This is a genomic window from Microcystis sp. Msp_OC_L_20101000_S702, from assembly GCF_007095705.1.
GTDB classification, from domain to species: Bacteria; Cyanobacteriota; Cyanobacteriia; order Cyanobacteriales; family Microcystaceae; genus Microcystis; species Microcystis ichthyoblabe_A.
In genome coordinates this window covers 1-14696 of record NZ_SFBO01000100.1, presented here as the reverse complement: position 1 = coordinate 14696, position 14696 = coordinate 1, and the positions used below count along the sequence as shown (strand labels likewise).

The 14696-nt window shown below is 42.0% G+C and carries 14 protein-coding genes; 8 read left to right on the top strand and 6 right to left on the bottom strand.

Features of this window, described 5'->3' with window-relative positions; genetic code table 11:
- Positions 1-74 precede the first annotated feature (74 nt).
- Positions 75-803 (top strand): ABC transporter ATP-binding protein, encoded by a 729-nt coding sequence (locus EWV60_RS11080; RefSeq protein ID WP_287232276.1) that lies wholly within the window; start codon positions 75-77, stop codon positions 801-803.
- Positions 804-805: 2 nt separating this feature from the next.
- Here EWV60_RS11080 and EWV60_RS11075 read toward each other — a convergent pair whose 3' ends face one another.
- Positions 806-1576: a class II glutamine amidotransferase gene (locus tag EWV60_RS11075; RefSeq protein WP_287232275.1), complete on the bottom strand. Its 771-nt coding sequence runs from the start codon at positions 1574-1576 to the stop codon at positions 806-808.
- Positions 1577-2023: 447 nt separating this feature from the next.
- On the opposite strand from EWV60_RS11075, the gene thrC reads away from it, so the two are divergent.
- Positions 2024-3133 carry a threonine synthase gene (gene thrC / locus EWV60_RS11070; RefSeq protein WP_149987300.1) on the top strand — a complete coding sequence of 370 codons (1110 nt, stop codon included), beginning with the start codon at positions 2024-2026 and terminating at the stop codon, positions 3131-3133.
- Positions 3134-3163: 30 nt separating this feature from the next.
- Here the strand turns inward: thrC and hisB are convergent, their stop codons facing one another.
- The 3 genes from hisB to EWV60_RS11055 all read right to left on the bottom strand — a co-directional run bounded on the left by hisB (position 3164) and on the right by EWV60_RS11055 (position 6413).
- On the bottom strand, positions 3164-3793 hold the full coding sequence (gene hisB, locus EWV60_RS11065; RefSeq protein ID WP_287232274.1) for an imidazoleglycerol-phosphate dehydratase HisB: 630 nt from the start codon (positions 3791-3793) through the stop codon (positions 3164-3166).
- Between the two features lie 287 nt (positions 3794-4080).
- Positions 4081-5595, bottom strand: coding sequence for an energy transducer TonB (locus tag EWV60_RS11060; protein WP_287232273.1), 1515 nt, complete (start codon positions 5593-5595; stop codon positions 4081-4083).
- A 158-nt stretch (positions 5596-5753) separates the two neighbouring features.
- A complete protein-coding gene (locus EWV60_RS11055; RefSeq protein ID WP_002777533.1) occupies positions 5754-6413 on the bottom strand; it encodes a hypothetical protein in 660 nt (219 codons plus the stop codon).
- A gap of 468 nt (positions 6414-6881) precedes the next feature.
- On the opposite strand from EWV60_RS11055, the gene EWV60_RS11050 reads away from it, so the two are divergent.
- Positions 6882-7094, top strand: a complete 213-nt coding sequence (locus tag EWV60_RS11050) for a CAB/ELIP/HLIP family chlorophyll-binding protein (protein ID WP_002745686.1) — start codon at positions 6882-6884, stop codon at positions 7092-7094.
- Positions 7095-7152: 58 nt separating this feature from the next.
- Here EWV60_RS11050 and dapF read toward each other — a convergent pair whose 3' ends face one another.
- Positions 7153-7998 carry a diaminopimelate epimerase gene (gene dapF, locus EWV60_RS11045; protein WP_287232272.1) on the bottom strand — a complete coding sequence of 282 codons (846 nt, stop codon included), beginning with the start codon at positions 7996-7998 and terminating at the stop codon, positions 7153-7155.
- A 61-nt stretch (positions 7999-8059) separates the two neighbouring features.
- Between dapF and EWV60_RS11040 the strand changes: the two genes are divergently transcribed.
- From EWV60_RS11040 to EWV60_RS11020, 5 genes are all read left to right on the top strand, one after another.
- On the top strand, positions 8060-8272 hold the full coding sequence (locus EWV60_RS11040; protein ID WP_002733331.1) for an Hfq-related RNA-binding protein: 213 nt from the start codon (positions 8060-8062) through the stop codon (positions 8270-8272).
- 553 nt (positions 8273-8825) lie between these two features.
- Complete coding sequence (locus EWV60_RS11035; protein WP_002777531.1) at positions 8826-9998, top strand: glycosyltransferase family 2 protein; 1173 nt, start codon at positions 8826-8828, stop codon at positions 9996-9998.
- A 58-nt stretch (positions 9999-10056) separates the two neighbouring features.
- Positions 10057-10674, top strand: coding sequence for a class I SAM-dependent methyltransferase (locus EWV60_RS11030; RefSeq protein WP_002794462.1), 618 nt, complete (start codon positions 10057-10059; stop codon positions 10672-10674).
- Positions 10675-10693: 19 nt separating this feature from the next.
- Complete coding sequence (locus tag EWV60_RS11025; protein WP_024968794.1) at positions 10694-11650, top strand: glycosyltransferase; 957 nt, start codon at positions 10694-10696, stop codon at positions 11648-11650.
- A gap of 49 nt (positions 11651-11699) precedes the next feature.
- The gene (locus EWV60_RS11020) at positions 11700-12110 is read left to right on the top strand and encodes a GtrA family protein (protein ID WP_002777526.1); all 411 of its coding nucleotides are present in this window, start codon (positions 11700-11702) and stop codon (positions 12108-12110) included.
- Positions 12111-12932: 822 nt separating this feature from the next.
- Here EWV60_RS11020 and EWV60_RS11015 read toward each other — a convergent pair.
- On the bottom strand, positions 12933-14480 hold the full coding sequence (locus EWV60_RS11015; RefSeq protein WP_043997442.1) for a glycosyltransferase family 39 protein: 1548 nt from the start codon (positions 14478-14480) through the stop codon (positions 12933-12935).
- Between the last annotated feature and the right edge of the window lie 216 nt (positions 14481-14696).

The following is a 14696-nucleotide window of genomic DNA, read 5'->3' as shown; positions in this document are numbered from 1 at the left end:
GGGAATACCTGCCGAACTCATTGGGCTATTTTTATTATATAATAAACTTGAACTAAGTAAGGAAAAGACCGATCTTGATTTTAGAACTAGAGCAAGTAAATTTAGCTATCCGACGGGGCAGTGCTTATCTGTTAGAAGATATTACTTTTAGCATCAAGCAAGGAGAAAAGTTAGCTATTGTCGGAGCATCTGGGGCAGGAAAAACGACTCTTTTACGATTGTTAAATCGTTTGCAGGAACCCAGCACGGGAAATATTTATTTTCAAGGTAAATCGATTAGGGAAATACCGGTTATTTCCCTGCGACAACAGATAGTTTTATTGCTACAAGAGTCGAAGTTATTAGGGATGACTGTTCGAGATGCTCTCGCTTATCCTTTGCAATTAAAAAAACTTAACCCTGCTGAAATTAATCAGAGAATTGACCATTGGACATCCCTATTAAAAATTCCTGAACAGTGGTTTGAGCGCGGGGAGTTAGAATTATCTTTAGGACAAAGACAATTAGTGGCAATTACCAGAGCTTTGCTGTTAGAACCGAGCATACTGTTATTAGATGAACCCACCTCTGCTTTAGATACAGGAACGGCCAGCAGGTTATTAGAAGTATTAAATAATCAAAAGTCAATGACGATAATTATGGTTAATCATCAACTAGATTTTTTAGAGGAATTTGCCGAGCGAGTCATTTATCTAGAAGCGGGAAAAATTAGGTCAGATTGCCTTGCTAATCAATTAGATTGGTTAGGGTTAAAAACTCAGTTAATTGATTTAGAAAAATCTCGACAAAGTGACAATTGGTAAGATTAACTTAAAATTGCTGCGCCCTCCTGAAAAACTAATAATTCTCCTGAATTAATCGCTGTCCAAACTTCATTATCAGTTAAGGGAGTAGTGGCAATAATTGCCACTTGATCGCCCAGACGAGCTAAAGCTTGAAAATCAACGCTCACATCTTCATCAATTAAATGAGCAGCGGCAAAAGGATATTGACGAATTATATAGCTTAATTTCGTCGAACAATAGGCAAAAAAATGTTCACCATCGCATAAAAGATAATTAAAAATACCTTGACAAGCGATAGAGTTTGTGATAGTTTTTAGGACTGGATAGAGTTGTTCTAGGGAAGGTTTGCCCTGGGGAAAAGTCTCTCGCAGGGTATTAAGAATTAAACAAAAAGCTTTTTCCGAATCTGTGTCCCCAACCGGTTGATAAAAATCTCCCGCAGCAGGTGAGAAATTTTCTAAATTACCATTATGGGCAAAAACCCAATATTTTCCCCACAATTCCCGCCGAAAAGGATGACAGTTTTCTAGTTTAATTTCTCCTTGGGTGGCTTTGCGAATATGGGCGATAACATTGGTAGAATGGATGGGATAGTTTTTAATTAATTCCGCAATCGGAGAAGCGATCGAGGGTTGAACATCAATAAAAGTTCGACAACCTAAACCCTCAAAAAAAGCGATTCCCCAACCGTCTCGATGTTCGTCGGTTTTTCCTCCCCGCGCACAAAATCCCTCAAAGGAAAAACAGATATCCGTGGGGACATTACAATTCATGCCTAGAAGTTGACACATAGTTGCTTGAGTTTGAATATCAGATGCCAGCAAAATTACTTACTGCCAGCAGCCGTGACAGGAGACAGGAGAATTTCTTCCAGCTGCCTCTTGCCTATCCTAGCTAAGAAATTAATCTGGCACTACTGCTAATTAGGGTTTACTGAAAAAGTTTCTTGGTGGGTGTGGGGTTTTACCGATTTTCAGAAGGTTTTTAGATTTATTCAGTAAATCCTAATTAAATCAACCTCTGAAAGACAAAAAGGGCAAAAAATTAGATTTATAGCGAGATAATAACTATTTTTTGCCTAAAAAGTCCATTTATTGGCTTTTACTGCCTTTTATCTCCCTGCATCCCTGTTTTAACTCCCATGAATCTGAATCGGGCGATCGAGATTAATTTTTTGGCCTGCTTATTCGATAAAATAGGAAACTGGGCCATCTAATCAAATCTGTATCCTTAAGGCTATGACAACTATTTCTCGATCGATCCCCCAATCACCCACTAAATCCTCGTCTATCGGCGGCTGGCGCGGTTTGATCGAAGAATATCGCCAATTTCTGCCCGTAAGCAGTAAAACCCCTGTAATTACCCTCCTAGAAGGCAATACACCCCTGATCCCCGCCCCTTATCTCTCAGCACAAATCGGGCGCGATGTCAAGGTTTTTGTCAAATATGATGGTTTAAATCCCACCGGCAGCTTTAAGGACCGGGGCATGACCATGGCCATCTCGAAAGCTAAAGAAGAAGGGGCAAAAGCGGTGATTTGTGCCAGTACCGGGAACACCTCGGCGGCGGCGGCAGCCTATGCAAGAAGAGCCGGGATGCGGGCTTTTGTGATTATCCCCGATGGTTATGTGGCCTTAGGAAAATTAGCCCAGGCTTTATTGTATGGAGCCGAAGTCATCGCTATTAATGGCAACTTCGATGATGCCCTCAAGATTGTCCGCCAACTATCAGAAAATTATCCCGTAACTTTAGTCAATTCCGTCAATCCCTACCGTTTAGAGGGTCAAAAAACTGCTGCTTTCGAGATTGTCGATGTCTTGGGTAATGCTCCCGACTGGTTATGTATTCCCGTCGGTAATGCGGGCAATATTAGCGCCTATTGGATGGGATTCTGTCAGTATCACCAGATAGGCAAATGTGACCGACTGCCGAAGATGATGGGTTTTCAGGCCTCTGGGGCTGCCCCTTTTATCTCCAAACAACCGGTTGACCATCCCGAAACCCTGGCCACGGCTATCCGTATCGGCAACCCCGCTAACTGGGAAAAAGCTTGGGCCGCTAGTCACGCTAGTCAAGGGCAATTTCACGCGGTCAGCGATGAGGAAATATTGGCAGCCTATCGGATTTTAGGGGGCCAAGAGGGGGTTTTCTGTGAACCGGCCAGCGCCGCTTCTGTGGCAGGATTATTAAAAGTGCATCAACAGGTTCCCGATGGGGCCACCGTGGTGTGTGTTTTAACGGGAAATGGACTAAAAGACCCAGATTCGGCGGTAAAACACAGCAATAACCAACTAAAATCTGGGATTGCGCCCGAATTAACGCAAGTGGCTCAAATTATGGGCTTTTAAGCTAACGTTAATTCGGGTTAAGCAGTGCTTCTATAAAACTCCCTTAGAACTGGGAATTATACCGGCGCGACGGGGATCGATCGCTATGGCTATACTCATCGCCCGGGCAAAAGCTTTAAAAGTAGCCTCAATAAGATGATGGGAATTAATCCCGTCTAATTGGCGAATATGTAGGGTCATTTGACTGTGATTGACCAAAGCAACGAAAAATTCCCGCACTAGCTGGGTATCGTAGGTTCCCACTCTTTGGGTGGGAATTTCTAGACCATAACTGAGGTGGGGACGACCGGAAAAATCGAGGGCAACCTGCACTAAAGCTTCATCGAGAGGGGCGACAAAATGCCCGAAACGGACGATGCCTTTTTTGTCCCCCAAAGCTTGCAGTAAAGCTTGTCCGAGGGTGATTCCCACGTCTTCATTGGTGTGATGGTCATCAATTTCTAGATCTCCGGTGGCGCGCACATCGAGATCGATCGCAGCGTGGGAGGCGATTTGCTGCAACATATGATCAAGAAAGGGAATTCCTGTCTGGGCGCGACAATTGCCGCTACCATCAAGATCGATCGTCACCTCTACATCGGTTTCTTTGGTAGTACGACTAACGGAGGCGCGACGGCAAGGTGAGACAAAAGAATCGGGGATCTGGGAAGTGGAAATCATTGAAGTAAAAATAAGTAGGTAGCCGTTAAAAATTATCAGATGCCCCCCTTATTAAGGGGGGATTAAGGGGGGATCGGCACCCCCTTATTAAGGGGGGATTAAGGGGGGATCGGCACCCCCCTTATCAAGGGGGGCAGGGGGGATCAGCACCCCCCTTATCAAGGGGGGACTAAGGGGGGATCGAATCATTGACTAGGAAGATGAGAGTTTTTTTCAGTAATCAGTAAACCTAAAACTCACATCTGATAACTGATCACTGATAACTGATAACTGATAACTGAAAAGGCCTAACTTTCTGGTTCAGTTTTAGCTTCCGCCGGCGGACCGGGGGGCAAAGCTTCCTCGCCCAGGGGTTGAGGATTTTGGCTAGTGGGGGGACTAGCGGGGGAAACCTCCGTCTGATTGAGAGCGGGGGGTTGGGAAGAAGTTTCCGGGGCTTTTTCCTCGATTATCGCTTCTTTGGGCGGTTCTGGCTGGGTTGGGACTGGATTTGGCCCTGTGGTTGCGGGGGGGTTGACGTTATCCGGTTGGGGACTAACGGCGGGTTGCGGGGTTTGATTAGGACGAGGCGGGGTTTCAATTGCCGGCGTTACGGGGGGGGAGTTACGCGTATTGAGGTTACTACCCTCCGGTTTTGGGGGATTAGCGATCGCACCTCGGCACACTTCCGGGTTAGGGGCAAAACTGACGCTCACTTGATAGATTCTCGACTCACCACTGGGATTATTAAAGCGAGTTAAGCGTACTTCCCTAGCCCCCTGTTGATTGAAAATCGGGAAGCCAGCGCTTTTAATTAACTGGGGTTCACTGCTGAGGCGGCCTTGAGCATCCACCGTCACCCCATAAACCGCCGTCCCCGCTAATTGACGGGAACAAGCTGTAGCGGGATAATTACCGGTTAAATTGACGGTAGTTATGCCTCTGCTGCCCTGATTGGGCTGATTTAGTTCATTTAAGGCGTTAGGATTACTTTTTTGGACTCTGGCCAGCCAATCCACCTGATTTCTCATGGCCTCCTCGTTACTGGTATTGCTTTTATCTGCCTCTAGGGAGCGCAAACGTTCTCGCATTTCCCACATTAATTGTTGACGACGCTGTTCATCAATGGGCGATTGACCATTCGGCTCCGGTGTGCGGGCCAAGGAATTGTTTAATTGTTCCTGCGCCTGTTGCGATGCACTACGGGGCGAATTTCGCAATCTATCTAAAGTTAGATTATCTTGGTAGGGATCGAATTCAGGCCGGAGCTGCTGGTTATTAGTCTCCCTCGGCAGATTATTATTCTCTGGCAGCGTGGGAACAGAAGGAGGACTAGGTAAACTGGGGGTAGAAGTGGGAAAATTGCGAGGAATCGGTAATCTACCCAGAGAGGGAATAGATGCCACGGGAGGAGAATAGATATTGACGGAGGGTAAGGAGGAGAGGGGAGGTAAAGCAGGTAAAGAAGGTAAAGGGGGAAGGGAAGAAACCGAGGGTAAAGGAGGTAAGGTGCTGTTATGGATACCATCCATGGGGGGGAGAGGAGGCAAAGAGGAAGAAGACGAATTGGGGTTAGGCAGTTCCGGTAAGCTGGACAGGGAGGAGTCGAGACTGGGAAGACGTGACTGCTCTAGAGGGTTCAATTCAATCAGATTGACGTTGCGTAACTCTTTTTTTGGCTCCTGCGCTGGATTATTGAGGAAATTAGGTAAGATAATCGCTAAAATTAGGGCATGAATACCAAGAGAAGCGGCGAACGAGAGATTATTAGAGTTAATTAGTTTATTTTCTTCGGTTTCTAGACCAAAATAGGAGGATGTCATAATCTAGTTAATTGAGCAGAGCCTTGAGGGGAAAAGTTAACTCTATTCTAATCGTCAAGGCGATTTTTTTTTCTTGAAGGCGGGGAATTAATTGGTGTCAGTACCCCACCACCCCACACCCCACACCCTGCCCCTAGGAAAAACTTTTTCAGCCAACCCTACTTATACTGCGATCGAGCCACAGCTTTTAATTTGGGATATAATTCCGAAGGGTCTAACAAAGGGATAAACTCATCGATTACTGGCTTAAAATTAACCGAAAAATTCTCCCTAGTTCCATGACCGTTAGGGGATTTAGGCAATGATTCTAATTCAGGGAATTTGGGCATTTCCGGGGTTAACTGCGAGAATAACTCATCCAAATCACTCATCCCCTTGCGAGGATCATCAAAAAGAGAAGTTTCTAAGTTGAATAAAGCATCTTTACTCGTGGCTTCCGCTTGTGGCTCTGGATCAGGCCGCTCAAGGGTGGCAGAAAGTATATTGATCTTTTCCTGTTTAGGGATAAATACCGTTTTTTTGGCATTTAACTGGGAATCTGGCAGGTTTTTACAAACCAATCGCTCGAATTCCCCCGTAAAATGAAAGGTAGGATGGCCGCGACGGTGCCAAATTTTGAGGATTTCCTCCACCGAAATGACTTTGTAACGTCCCTGATAGAGTGCCTCTAAAATCGCCATGCGAATCCAATTTAGCGAATAGGTGGGCAACCAGCGCTCGATTAATTCCTGCGCTTTGTATCCTCTCATTTCAAATCGATATTGGTTGAGTATAGTCGCTATCTGCATGAGGTTGATCTCTGGGCTAATCTCTGCCATAGAATTTACAAAAACAGTGAGCGCGATCGTTACTTACGGCTACTAGGCACTCCGCATCTTAAGATTTTATTCGGGTTTTTCCTAGTGGTTTTTCCCTATTCTCCCCACACTTACCCTTTCGGGTATCTTCACTCAAGGTCAGTTGACTCCCTAAAATCTGGTTCGCTTTTGGTGGCAATTTATCCCTGGCGACCTTAAGATAGTTTTTGTCTTTCCCTTGATCAGGCGATCGAGTTTACACCTCTTTATTAGCACAATCTGACTAATTTGTCAAGAAAAAGGCAAAATTTCATCGATAAACCCAGAGGAGATAGAACTATAGCACTACCCTGACAGTTGATAACCCTGCCGTTGACTGACCACCTCATCGAGGTTTTCTGAGTCTCCAGAAATTTTTTGTTAAAATTTGCAACATAACTTAACAATGTGTTACACTTCTTAACATAAGCATACAAAAGGAGCCTCCCCATGACTGCCCGCGGCTACACCACCGAAGAACAAGGAAGACTGAATAATTTTGCTGTTGAACCGAAAATGTACGTTGATAGTTCTAGCAGTCTCGGTTTTACCAAAAAAGCTGAAAAATTGAATGGCAGACTAGCTATGATTGGCTTTGTCTCTCTTTTAGCCATTGAATTGTTAACTGGTAAAGGAATTGTTGCTTGGATTACCAGTCTCTAAGAATTAACAATCCTGTCGCGCTGTTCGGGGAGTTCAGTCCCCGTCCAGACGGGTTGGTTTAGATGGCGTAAATGCCCTCAAAAACAGCTTTAGCAGGACCTGTCATGTAAACCCGGTTATCAGTTTGAGACCAGTGAATCTGAAGACAACCACCGGGCAGTTCCACGGTACAATGGCGATCGCATTTGCCCGTTAACAGGGCCGCCACTACCACAGCACAAGCACCAGTACCGCAAGCGAGAGTAATTCCCGCTCCTCTCTCCCAGACGCGCATCTTCATATAATCCGGCCCAATTACCTCCACAAACTCCACATTAGTACGTTGGGGAAAAACCGGATGATGCTCAAATTTTGGACCGATAGTTTCTAGGGGAATAGAGGCCAGATCATCGACAAAAGTGACACAGTGGGGATTACCCATACTAACGCAAGTAATTAACCAATCTTTGCCTTCCACCTCTAGGGGAACCGCGAGGACTTTTTCTGACCCCTTCACCAAAGTGGTGGGGATTTCACTGCCTAGTAATTGCGGCGGTCCCATATCAACCGTTACCTGTTCATTAGCCTCTAAACGAGGAATAATCGTTCCTGCTAGAGTATGAATGCGATAGGTGCGGCCAATGGCGTTGTTAGCCTCTAAACGGGCGATAAATTGGGCTAGACAGCGAATACCGTTACCACACATTTCCGGTTCCGAACCATCAGAGTTAAAAATTCTCATGGTGTAGTCGGTTGCTGCTTGGCCGGGAAGCACAAAAATCACGCCATCAGCACCGATACCAAAATGTCGATCGCACATAGCCACGGCTATTTCTGGTGTGATCAGGGGTTCGGGACTGTGACGGTTATCTATCAAAATAAAATCATTGCCCAGGCCTTGATATTTGGTGAAGGAGATTTTCATCGTCAATAAAAGCTACTCAACAGGAATAATAGAGGATGAACACCTCATCGATAAACTCATTATGTCTCAATTCGATCCTGGTCTGCCGAGTATTAAACAAGTACAGAGCTATATTCAAGAGAAACGGGAAGTAGAAATTAAGTTAAGCACCGATGATCTGCTCGTTGGTCGCATCCTTTGGCAAGATGCTAACTGTTTATACCTAGTCGATCACTACGATAAACCCACTTTAATTTGGCAACAGTCTCTAGTTTATTTAAGACCTAAAGCCTAGGGGGAAATTGGCGATATTTGGCTGTGGGATGCGTCCGGGACGCATCAAAAATTCAGTGCCAACGAGATAGCTTTTGAGTAAATGTAACGTCAGTTGGGGTTAAGGAGATTTGGCCATGACTTCTAGCAAATAATCAGGTGGGATGGCGAGGATAGCATCAGAATTTCAGTTGCTGGAAAATTTGGAGCATCTCACCTTTGTAACCTCTAAATCAGGTTTTTATGTCAAGCTATTTTGAAAGCCTTGCTAGAAACCAGTTTTAGGGACAAGTATAATTACTCACTTGCATAAATGAGATGCTCCCGTCAGAGAGGCCAACATAGCGATCGCAATTCAACTTCAGGTAGAGATTGCCGCTCAGAGAAAAAAGAATAAGGGACTTGCGTGGGAATAATATCCCAGCCAGACAATCGCTCTGTAGAAGAATAAGACCAGCCCTAAATGGTACATTATCAAAGCGCAAGTCCCTAAGCAGATTGTGTGCTAACAATTTGGTACACTGCTGTGCATAACCTGTTATACTCTTGGGCAAAACGACTCCACCGCGATTGTTATGCTAGAAAATCAGGTCATGGCAGATGCCGTCTCCAATGAGCAGATACCTACTCTAGAATTATCGATCATCATGCCCTGTCTCAACGAGGCGGAAACCCTGGCCACCTGTATCGGCAAAGCGCGAGATTATCTGGAACGACACAAAATTGCGGGGGAGGTGCTAATCGCCGATAATGGCAGTAGCGATGGTTCCCGAGAAATTGCCACTAATTCAGGGGTGCGGGTGGTTCCCATCCCGGAAAGGGGTTATGGTAGCGCCCTGCGGGGGGGGATCGCCGCCGCCAAAGGTCAATATATTATTATGGGGGATGCCGATGATAGCTATGACTTTACTAATCTTTCGCCTTTCCTAGAAAAATTGCGACAGGGTTACGATTTGGTGATGGGCAATCGTTTTCAGGGGGGAATTAAACCAGGAGCGATGCCAGTATTGCATAAGCATCTGGGCAATCCTGTCTTGACTTGGTTAGGACGGTTATTTTTTGGCAGCCCCTGTGGTGATTTTCACTGTGGATTGCGCGGGTTTAGTAAACAGGCGATCGAACAATTGAACCTACGCACCACTGGCATGGAATTCGCCAGCGAGATGGTGGTGAAAGCATCCCTCTACGGCCTGAAAATTACCGAAGTACCAACCACTTTATCCCCTGACGGTCGTAGTCGTCCCCCCCACCTAAAAACTTGGCGCGATGGCTGGCGACATCTCCGATTTCTCTTAATGTATAGTCCTCGCTGGTTGTTTCTCTACCCCGGACTGGCTTTAATGTTTCTGGGATTTGTGGCGACGATTTGGTTTATTCCTCAACCGAAAGTTCACACCCTTCTCTATTCAGCCACAGCTTTGATTATTGGCTTTCAAATTGTCAGTTTTGCCGTCTTCACAAAAGCTTTTGCTATCAGCGAAGGTTTATTACCAGAAGACCGAAAATTAAGACGATTTTTACGTTATATTAATCTGGAGGTGGGATTGATCATTGGAGTAATTTTATTTTTGCTAGGTATGGGCGGTTCACTGTATGCTTTATACATTTGGAATGCTCGACTTTATGGAGCCTTAGATCCAGCCGTGACCATGCGGATTGTCATTCCTTCCGTAACCGCTTTAGCATTGGGAGTACAGGTGGTTTTTTCCAGTTTCTTTTTAAGTGTTTTGGGACTGAAGAGAAAATAATTAACCTACCCAGAATTTCCCTAGTTGTAGCTTCCTTCTCTAGTCGCCCAGAAAACTTATGAACAGGAAAATCAATACCTTTAATCAGGATACAAAAAATCAGTCCTACTCCGAACGATTGCTGAATAAACAGACAGCAAAATGGAAAGAAATATTGGATGTTCAAGCTCCTTACCGTTGGAATCTTCAGAGGTTAAATTTAGGTTTTACTCTCGATATTGGTTGTGGAATAGGCCGTAATCTGATCAATCTGAAAGGAAATGGAATTGGTATTGACCACAATTTTCACTCAGTTGAAGTCTGCCGAGCCAGGGGCTTTACGGCTTTTACACCAGAGGAATTTCAACGGTCATCATTTGATGAACCAGAAAAATTTGATTCTATTTTATTAGCTCACGTCGCAGAACACATGAGTTATTTAGAGGTAATCAGGTTACTTAATGACTATGTTTATTTGTTAAAAAATCACGGCAAATTAGTTATAATAACTCCTCAAGAAGCTGGTTTCAAGAGTGATGCAACCCATGTAGAATTTATGAATTTTGCTAAATTGAAAGCAATTGCTAGAGAACTTGATTCCAAAATTATTAAACAATACTCTTTCCCTTTTCCGCGAATAGTGGGCAAATTATTTAAGTATAATGAATTTGTCTCTTTAAGTCAAAAAGAGAAATAAAATTACCAGATCAAAGAATATGAGTAACCCTTGGCTATCAGTTTTAATTCCCACTTATAATGGGGAAAAGTATTTAGCAAAAGCCCTAAACTCTATTGCCATTCAAGATGATTTTGATATAGAGTGTCTGGCCATTGATGATGGCTCAACAGATGAAACCCTGGCAATACTCAAGTATTTTCAAACCCAAATTCCCCTAAAAATTGTTACAAGGGAACCGCAAAAAAACTGGGTAGCTAATACTAATTATCTGCTGAATATAGCCCAATCTGATTATGTCTGCTTTTTACATCAAGATGATATGTGGCTACCCCAGAGATTGATGATTTTAAAAAAGCTGACCCTTCAATTTCCCGAGGCCAATTTAATTCTTAATCCTTCTATATTTGTCAATATACAAGGGCAAAAATTAGGACTCTGGCGATGTCCTCTACCTTCTTATCCAATAATGATTAGTTCGGAGCAAATGATTGGTAAATTGTTAGTGCAGAATTTTATCTCTATTCCCGCACCAATTTTTAAGAGAGAGATGGCTTTAAAAGTAGGTGTTTTGGATGAAAAACTATGGTACACGGCTGATTGGGATTTTTGGCTAAAATTAGCTCAATATGGACAGATAATATACTATCCCAAACCCTTATCAGTCTTTCGCATTCATTCTCATTCCCAAACCGTTACTCGTAGCTCTTACATCCAAGATTTTCGACAACAGTTAGAATCTGTTATCGATGAGCATCTAGAAGCATGGAATACTTCTAGTCAAACCAAAAGTAAAATTAGAAAAATTGCTAACTTCTCCAAAGAAGTTAACATAGCTTTGGCTTCTATTATTCATGGTAAAAAAGTTAAAATAAGTTTTTTGGTACAGGGATTATTTTCTTTAGGTTTCTTGGGTATATACAAATTCTTTAGAGACTCAAGAGTCCTAGAGAGAATTATAGCTAGAATGAGAGCCAAATTGAATCAAGTCAACTAAAGTGTTGACACTGATGTCCTGCCCCAAATTTTTATAGGAATGATAGCTCATGCAAAGATCAAAAACATTATTTAAAAGTGGGTTTTTCAAATTTTTATTAGTGGGATTATTTTGTACAATTCAAAATGTTTTTTGGCTGTATTTATTGACGACAATACTTAAGTTTCATTATCTAATTTCTACAATAATTTTAATGATTACTGTTAACAGCTTGGGATTTTATCTGAATAAGCGTTATACTTTTAAAACCGATAAAACTAGAACCATTAAATCTGTTTTTAAAGAATTGATAAAATACCACACGGTTATGTTATCTAGTTCATTAATTATCTTAGGTTTAATGTATGTATTCGTTGATATTTTCAGGATTTGGTATATACTGTCAAACTTGGTCATCAGTATTGGTATGTCGATTTACAATTTCTTAATTCACAAGAGATGGACTTTTAATCGAAAATAGTGGTCTTTATTGAATTTTTTTGCAATCAAAATTCCCAGATAATTCATTACCATTTTTCCTGATCAACCTATCAACTAAGCAAATGTCAAGCATCAATAACAATCACTCTATTCCTCAATCTTTTATCTAATAAAGTAACAGTTAATATGGTTCTAAAGCTTATAGATGGCAAGAAACAATACTTTCTCTTGACTTTACTATTTATAATTGCCATGAAATTTTTTATGATTAGAAATAGTGAAATTTTAGGGCATCTAAAAGATTATTTAGGCTAGATCCTAATGGCAAATTAAAAATAGCAAGAAATCGACAATCATCCTAGCTCTTCGGGTATCCATATTAAAGGTAAAATACTTGTATAAAACGTACAAGTATTTTACCTTTAATATGGTATTTATGCAGACAAAAAACTCGTATTTTTGGTTCTTCCGAACTTACACTGTAGAAAATTCCTCAAGCTCCCTCTCTGCAAAGCAATGCTCTAAAGTTGATAAATATCAATCTAAGAAAAACTCAAAGCTTTAGTGTACAAGCTTTACAAGCATGAGTTGTTGATAGTTTTACATGACAGGTTCGGTAGAGCCGTATTTTTTAGATTTAATACTAATACCAAATCCGTTTTTAATAGTGTGATTAACTCCCCTATACCTTTTAAAGAGGATTTAGTATAATATTTTCTTCTGTCAGACGTTTAAACACATCCTTGAGCAGGATTTCGGCGATTTCCTTGACTTCCTAATTGGTCGGACAGAGTCTATCCTTCTCCCAAAAAGTCGATAATCATCAATCCCCAATTGGCAAGGTATTAAGTTTCCATCACTACTACCCAATCACTAGGAAAAGTAGAGTGCTGATCAAAGCTGTGATCAAGAGAAATCCCCAAATTTTCCAGAGCAATCCTTGCGCTTTGTTGGATTTAAGGGGCCAGAAATACACCCTACTGGCGAGATCAGACTTACTGTACTTTCTACCGGCGAGAGCGGACTTACTGTACTTTTCCTCAGTTAAGCAACTTTGGGATCGAGAAAGACCAATGAAGCAACTAACACTGTCGATACGTTCAGCTAAACGAAACCTCAAAAAACTTTTTGGTTCTGCAAAGATGACCACACCACTATTTACACTAGGGTCAAAGACAAGAGAAGTAAATTGAACCAAAATGGAAAGAACAACCAAGCCGCTAATTAACCATCGTTTGAGCCGATTAACTGATAACATCTCTAAGATTAGCAAAGCTATTAATGGGAGAAGCAGTAGTTGAACTGAGGTAACGTGATAACGAGCAGCCCAAGAACCATCTCCATGCCAGAAATCCATTGTACTGGTTAATATAATATGAAAGACAAGTGCGAAAATTGAGGAAATAAAATATATTCTTATATAAGGTGTTAATTTGTTAAATAAAATAATCCCCAATACTAAACATGGTAAAAGAAAGGGGTCGTAAATAAATATACTTTTAGCTGGTGAGAAGAGAACGCCGAGAATACCAACGTAGGGAGGGTGTATGAAAGGATAATTAGGGGGCAATTCTGGCAACCCTGAAAAGATTGCTCCATTGCGTATTTGCTCAATGCTCAAGGATGCTGCCGTTGTCCAAAAATCCCCAAAGCGTAAGTAATTAAATAATCTACTCACAAAAAAGAAGGGAAATAAGCCGACGTTCCAGAGTATGACTGTTTTAAAGATTTGATTCAGCTTGAAATTTTTATAAATTAGACAGCTAATTAGAAAACCAAAAACCGTGAGAGCATAAATGATAGTTGTCGAGCGAATTATAATAGCCGCTCCGATTGCCAATCCACTCAAAAAAACATAAGGTACTTTGTTAGTTTTAATATAAGCCAAAGCACAAGCATAACCTAAAATCACACAAAGTAGGACTGGATTATTTTGTTGAAAAGTTTGGGCATAGTGGAGAACGGTAGTACCTAGCAACCAAATCAAGCTGGCAGATGCCGCAATTTTCTCCTGAAAATCAAATAGTCTAAGTAACCAATAACAGGAGATAACAACTAATACATTTAGAGGGATAACTACAAGAAAACTAACCGCAAATTCTCTTAATAAATAAGGCTTAATACTAGGAAAAACTTTAGAAAGTTGGGTGCCAATCCAATCTGCGGGCAACATTAATAAGGATTGTCCTATATCATAAGCTTCATATCGTTTTCCATCTACTCCTAAAACACCAACATGGTCTAATCGAGAGGAAGGACGATAATTTGGGGGTAAAGAAACTTCTTCAGTTCCCGTCCACAGGGCATGGGCCATTCTTAGCCTAGCATCGGTATCTGGAGGTAAGTTGGCAGGATTGATTATTGTTATCCAGAGTAGGGCAATAAGAGCTAATTTTATGACTGTTTTCATGACCATCTATTTTTAGAAGCTGTTTGAAAAGTTATAGGGCGTTTCTGATTTTAAGTATCAATTTTCCTCTAGGCAATTTTTAAAACCTAGCACTAAGGTAATACCAATTCTCCAAAGTCTGACTACAGAAGTTTAATCCCCCTAAATCCCCCTTAAAAAGGGGAACTTAAAGGGGGATTTAAATTCGATGTGTAGTTTTCATTTAGAGAAATGGTA